This window comes from Mycobacterium sp. (assembly GCF_035499775.1).
Lineage (GTDB): Bacteria > Actinomycetota > Actinomycetes > Mycobacteriales > Mycobacteriaceae > Mycobacterium.
This window is the reverse complement of the sequence record NZ_DATJYB010000225.1, coordinates 1-5,492: the sequence shown is the minus strand read 5'-3', so window position 1 is coordinate 5,492 and position 5,492 is coordinate 1. Positions and strand designations below refer to the sequence as shown.

General features: G+C 66.6%; 6 protein-coding genes. 4 read left to right on the top strand and 2 right to left on the bottom strand.

Annotation, left to right across the window (positions count from 1 at the left end; genetic code table 11):
* Positions 1–641: transposase (locus VML93_RS15070; protein WP_422656538.1), on the bottom strand; the 641-nt coding region annotated here is incomplete at its 3' end.
* Between the two features lie 165 nt (positions 642–806).
* Between VML93_RS15070 and purT the strand changes: the two genes are divergently transcribed.
* The 3 genes from purT to VML93_RS15055 are packed head-to-tail and all read left to right on the top strand — an operon-like array spanning position 807 to position 3,606.
* The gene (purT, locus tag VML93_RS15065) at positions 807–1,970 is read left to right on the top strand and encodes a formate-dependent phosphoribosylglycinamide formyltransferase (RefSeq protein ID WP_325611792.1); all 1,164 of its coding nucleotides are present in this window, start codon (positions 807–809) and stop codon (positions 1,968–1,970) included.
* Positions 1,967–2,389 carry a rhodanese-like domain-containing protein gene (locus tag VML93_RS15060; protein ID WP_325611791.1) on the top strand — a complete coding sequence of 141 codons (423 nt, stop codon included), beginning with the start codon at positions 1,967–1,969 and terminating at the stop codon, positions 2,387–2,389. Before purT ends, VML93_RS15060 begins: the two co-directional genes overlap by 4 nt.
* The gene (locus VML93_RS15055; RefSeq protein ID WP_325611789.1) at positions 2,386–3,606 is read left to right on the top strand and encodes an O-succinylhomoserine sulfhydrylase; all 1,221 of its coding nucleotides are present in this window, start codon (positions 2,386–2,388) and stop codon (positions 3,604–3,606) included. Before VML93_RS15060 ends, VML93_RS15055 begins: the two co-directional genes overlap by 4 nt.
* Here the strand turns inward: VML93_RS15055 and VML93_RS15050 are convergent.
* The gene (locus VML93_RS15050; protein ID WP_325611788.1) at positions 3,603–5,021 is read right to left on the bottom strand and encodes an NAD(P)/FAD-dependent oxidoreductase; all 1,419 of its coding nucleotides are present in this window, start codon (positions 5,019–5,021) and stop codon (positions 3,603–3,605) included. The genes VML93_RS15055 and VML93_RS15050 overlap by 4 nt on opposite strands.
* Positions 5,022–5,255: 234 nt before the next feature.
* On the opposite strand from VML93_RS15050, the gene VML93_RS15045 reads away from it, so the two are divergent.
* Positions 5,256–5,492, top strand: a 237-nt coding sequence (locus tag VML93_RS15045; protein ID WP_414686359.1) for a PPE domain-containing protein, incomplete at its 3' end; no start/stop codon positions are given.

Genomic DNA, 5,492 nt, shown 5'->3' with positions numbered 1-5,492 from the left:
GCTTCGTCGCGACCCAGCGCCGCACGCGAGCGCAGTTTCGCCGCGACCGCGTGCGCGCGCCGACCGGCCGCGCGGGAACGGTCGCGAACCCGGGTGCGCACCGCGCCGCCAGCGGCCTGGATCCGCTTGCCGGTGGCGGCGATCCGGCGCACCGCCTTGGCCAACAGACCCGAGTCGGTGGGGTAGGCCACGTTGGCGGGGACCACCGTCGTGTCGGCCCGAATCCGGTGGGTGCGCAGCAGCTTGGCCTCTGCCGCCTTGGCCAGCAGCGTCTCATTGAGCCCGTCGACCGCCTTCGCCCCGCACCGGGTGGTCAGCTTCATCAGCGTGGTCGGATGCGGCACCCTCCCATCCAGCGGGATCCGGCAGAACACCCGCCACGTGATCGAGTCCGAGACCTCCCGACACAGGCTCACGTAGCCCAGCCGGTAGCGAAACTTCAAAAACATCAGCCGTCGATAGGTTTCCATCGGCGTCGAGGGTCGACCCATCCGCGGATCGAAGAACGGCACAAACGGGGCGAAGAACGCCGGATCGTCCAACAGCGCGTCCACCCGCGCCAATTCCTCGGGCAGCCGGCGCACCTCTTCGGGCAGCATCGACTCCCACAACGAGCACTGATCACCTACAGTACGAAACACGATGGCCTCAATCCCTTCCGCAACAAGGGCATTAAGGCCATCGTCCCAGCTCGGCGCCACCCGACCGCGGATGAACGCGCCGACTTTTTCAGGTCGAAGTAGCTAATAGCTAGGCATCAGATGTGAGTCCCGGTGGTAGCGGTTCGTCGCCCCTATCCTGGAAATGTGACTGACGGCACGACCGAAGGACAGCACGAGCAGGCGTCTGCTGACGAACCTGCCGGTGCCGACGCCACGGTCAGGCCCGTGGTCGTGCTGCTGGGTTCCGACGAGCGCACCGCGGAGCTCTCGGTCGCGCTGCGGCGCCTCGGCGCGGAGGTGATCGTTCAGTCGCCGGACGCCGCAACCGCCGGCGCCGGGGTAGCCGGGCGGCTGGAAGCGGATTACCTGGTGCCCCTCGCTGACGCGGTCTCGGCTCCCGGCCTTGACGCCCTCGGTGACCGCACCGAGCTCGTGCCCAGCGCTCGCAGCGTGCGGCTCACCGCCGACCGGGAGGCGCTGCGCCGGCTGGCCGCCGACGAGCTCGGATTGCCCACCGCGCCATTCTGGTTCGCCGGATCTGTCGAGGAACTCGAGGCGGTCGGCGCCCGCGCCGGGTACCCGTTGCTGGTGAAACCGGTGACCGGTCCGATCGGCCGGGGCCAATCCGTCGTCAGCGGGGCGGAAGACATCGCCGCCGCCTGGCAGCATGTCGTGGGACATGACAAACACCATCGGGTGCTGGCCGAAGCAGTGGTGGAGGTCGAGGTTCACATCACCCTGCTCGTCGTGCGCAGCGAAGGCCCCAGTGGGCTGGCAATCGAGTTTTGTTCCCCCATCGGTCACGTCGATGCCGACGCTGCGGTGGTGGAGTCCTGGCAGCCGCAGAAGATGAGCGCCACCGCGGCGGACGCCGCCAGGTCCGTGGCCGCGCGCGTCGTCAAGTCGCTGGGCGGGCGCGGCGTCTTCGCCGTCGAATTGATGATCAACGGCGACGAGGTGTACTTCTCCGACGTCACCGCATGGCCGGGGGAGAGCGCCTGGGTGACACTGTGCAGCCAGCGCCTGTCGGCGTTCGACCTGCAGGCCCGGGCCATTCTGGGTCTGCCGGTGGACACCATGATGATTTCGCCGAGTGCCTGCCAGGCACTCAAAGCCGGGCCGATGCCCACTGCCGACGCGCTCAGCGCTGCGCTGGGCGTGCCGGAAAGCGATGTCCGGGTGTTCGGGCAAGCCGACGCGGCCGGGCGGGTGGGCATCGCGTTATCCACCGGAGCGGATCTGGCGACCGCCCGCGAACGTGCCCGGGAAGTGGCGAGCCGGCTGAATGTGGGAGACTCACGCGGGTGAGCTACGCAGGAAATATCACGCCAGAGCAGGCCTGGAAGCTGCTCAGCGACAACCCCGACGCGGTCTTGGTGGATGTGCGCACGGACGCCGAATGGCGCTTCGTCGGTGTGCCCGACTTGTCCAGCCTGGGCCGTGAGGTGGTCTTCATCGAGTGGAACCGCTCCAACGGGCAGTTCAACGAAAACTTCCTGACCGAACTGCGGGACCGGATCGGGCCGGCAACCGGTGGCGGGGAGCGGCCTGTCGTCTTCCTGTGTCGCTCGGGCAACCGGTCCATCGGCGCGGCCGAGGTGGCGACCGAGGCCGGCATCACTCCGGCCTACAACGTGCTGGACGGGTTCGAAGGACAGATCGACGCCCACGGCCACCGCGGCGGAACAGGTTGGCGGGCAATCGGATTGCCCTGGAACCAACAGTGACCGACCAGCCCTCGGTCCGCAGGCCGAAGGAGCTGCCCGACGACGTCAGCCAGGCCACCATCGGTGTGCGTGGCGGGATATTGCGATCCGGGTTCGAAGAGACCGCCGAGGCGATGTATCTGACGTCGGGCTACGTGTACCCGTCGGCGGCCGTCGCGGAGCAGTCGTTCACCGGCGAGCTGGACCACTTCGTGTACTCGCGCTACGGCAACCCGACGGTGACGATGTTCGAGGAACGGCTGCGCCTGATCGAGGGGGCGCCGGCGGCATTCGCCACCGCGAGTGGAATGGCCGCGGTGTTCACGTCGCTGGGCGCGCTGCTGGCCGCGGGTGATCGGCTGGTCGCCGCACGCAGCCTGTTCGGGTCCTGTTTCGTGGTGTGCAGCGAGATCCTGCCGCGTTGGGGCGTGGAGACCGTGTTCGTCGACGGCGACGACCCGGCGCAGTGGGAGCGGGCGCTCTCGGTACCCACCCAGGCGGTGTTCTTCGAAACGCCGTCCAACCCCATGCAGTCGCTGGTGGACATCGCGGCGGTGACCGAACTGTCTCATGCGGCGGGCGCAAAGGTGGTGCTGGACAACGTTTTCGCCACACCACTTCTGCAGCAAGGATTTCCGCTCGGGGTGGACGTGGTGGTGTACTCGGGGACCAAACACATCGACGGCCAGGGCCGGGTGCTGGGCGGTGCGATCCTGGGCGACAAAGAGTACATCGACGGTCCGGTACAGAAGCTGATGCGCCACACCGGTCCGGCGATGAGCGCATTCAACGCCTGGGTGTTACTGAAAGGCCTTGAAACACTGGCCATTCGGGTGGAGCACAGCAATTCTTCGGCGCAGCGGATCGCGGAGTTCCTGGAGGGGCACCCGGCAATCCGTTGGGTGCGTTACCCGTATCTGGTATCGCACCCGCAGTACGACCTGGCCAAGCGCCAGATGTCCGGTGGCGGAACGGTTATCACCTTCGAGCTCGACTGTCCAGACTCCGCTGCCAAGCAACGGGCGTTCGAAGTGCTCGACAAGCTGCGGCTGATCGACATCTCCAACAACCTCGGCGACGCCAAATCCCTTGTCACCCATCCGGCGACCACGACCCACCGGGCGATGGGCCCCGAGGGCCGTGCCGCGATCGGGCTCGGTGACGGGGTGGTCCGCATCTCGGTCGGGCTGGAAGGCACCGACGATCTGATCGCCGATATCGACCAGGCCCTCGGCTAGCCGGCGTGCTGTTCGGCCTCTTCGGCTTTTTCGGCTTTTTCGGCGGCGTCCAGCGCGCTTTGCACCTGCGCCTGCGTCATCCAGTTGATCACCGACCGGGCGTAGATCATCTGGCTGGTGATGGCCATCTGGCCGCGACTGCGACCGACGAAGGACATCCCCCAGGAGAATAGGGCGGCGATCCGGTTGCGGTGGCCGACCAGGTAATACAGGTGCAGCACCAGCCAGGCCAGCCAGGCGAAGTAGCCGCTGAACTCCAGCTTGCCGACCTGCGCGACGGCGCTGTTCCGCGAGATCGTCGCCATGCTGCCCTTGTTCAGGTACTTGAACGGCGCGCGGTTCGCCGCATCGTCCTTGCCCTTCACGGTGTTCTTGATCAGCTTGGTGGCGTAGTGCGCGCCTTGGATCGCGCCCTGTGCCATCCCGGGCACCCCGGGCACCGACATCAGATCACCGACGACGAAGACGTGCGGGTGTCCCTTGACGCTGAGGTCGGGTTCGACAACTACTCGTCCGGCGCGGTCGGTCTCGGTCCCGTCGGACTGCTCGGCAATCATCTTGCCCAGCGAGCTACCTTGCACGCCCGCCGCCCACACCTTGCACGCGCATTCGATGCGGCGTTCGGTGCCGTCCTTCTCCTTGATGCTGATGCCTTTGTAGTCGACGGCGCTCACCATCGCGTTGAGCTGAATTTCGACGTCCATCTTTTCCAGCCGCTTTTGTGCCTTGAGACCCAGCTTCGGGCCCATCGGCGGTAACACCGCGGGCGCGGCGTCGAGCAGGATCACCCGGCACTCGCTGGGTGTAATGGTTCGGAAGGCGCCCGCCAGCGTGCGCTCGGCCAGTTCGACGATCTGCCCGGCCACCTCGACACCGGTGGGTCCGGCACCGACCACCACGAAGGTCAAGCGCCGTTGGCGCTCTGCCGGATCGGTGCTCACCTCGGCGGCCTCGAACGCGCCGAGGATGCGGCCGCGCAGCTCCAGCGCGTCGTCGATGGTCTTCATGCCCGGCGCGAAGGTGGCGAAATGGTCGTTGCCGAAGTAGGACTGCTGGGCGCCGGCGGCCACGATGAGACTGTCGTATGGCGTCACCGTCTCCATGTCCATCAACTTCGAGGTGACCGTCTTTGCCTTCAGGTCGATCGCGTTGACATCGCCGAGCAGAACCCGCACGTTCTTCTGCTTGCGCAGGACCAGACGGGTGGTCGGGGCGATATCGCCCTCGGACAGGATTCCGGTCGCAACCTGATACAGCAGCGGCTGGAACAGGTGGGTGGTCGTCTTCGAGATCAGGGTGACGTCGACGTCGGCTCGTTTGAGCGACTTGGCCGCATTCAGCCCGCCAAATCCGCTTCCGACGATGACGACCTGATGGCGCCTCAAGACAGCCGGAGGCTCGCTGGTTTGCGTCATACTTGTCCCTTCCCTCGGGGGGTCACAGTCTCCGCAGCGCATGTACACCGTACGACTCCACCTAGGTCGACGTCGCGTCTTTCTTCGTCTCATCTTTGCGGATGTGCGGCAAGCCGACTTTACACCATACGGGTGTAGGGTATATTACCAGGGTGGAAGCGTATCGGCGACGACCACGGTCGCGGTCCGGCGTTGCCGTAGCCGTGCTGGCGTTGCTGCTGATCGGGGCGGCGGGTGTGCTCGGCCCAACTCGCTGTGCCCGACCACGCTGTCGCAGGCCGCTGCGGGGAGGTCATCTCGCTGTTGGCGAGTGAATCCTGGCTGGGACCAGCATCGGTGTCGATGCTGGCCGCGACCGCTCCCTACCTGACATGGCTGAATACCACTGCGGCACAAGCGCTGCAGACCGCGGCCCAGGCAAGGGCGGCGGCAAGCGCATTCGACGCGGCGTTCGCCGCCACAGTGCCCCCG

Excerpts from the sequence above, each read along its gene's own strand:
- VML93_RS15050 (WP_325611788.1), bottom strand. The coding sequence starts at position 5,021 with ATGACGCAAACCAGCGAGCCTCCGGCTGTCTTGAGGCGCCATCAGGTC.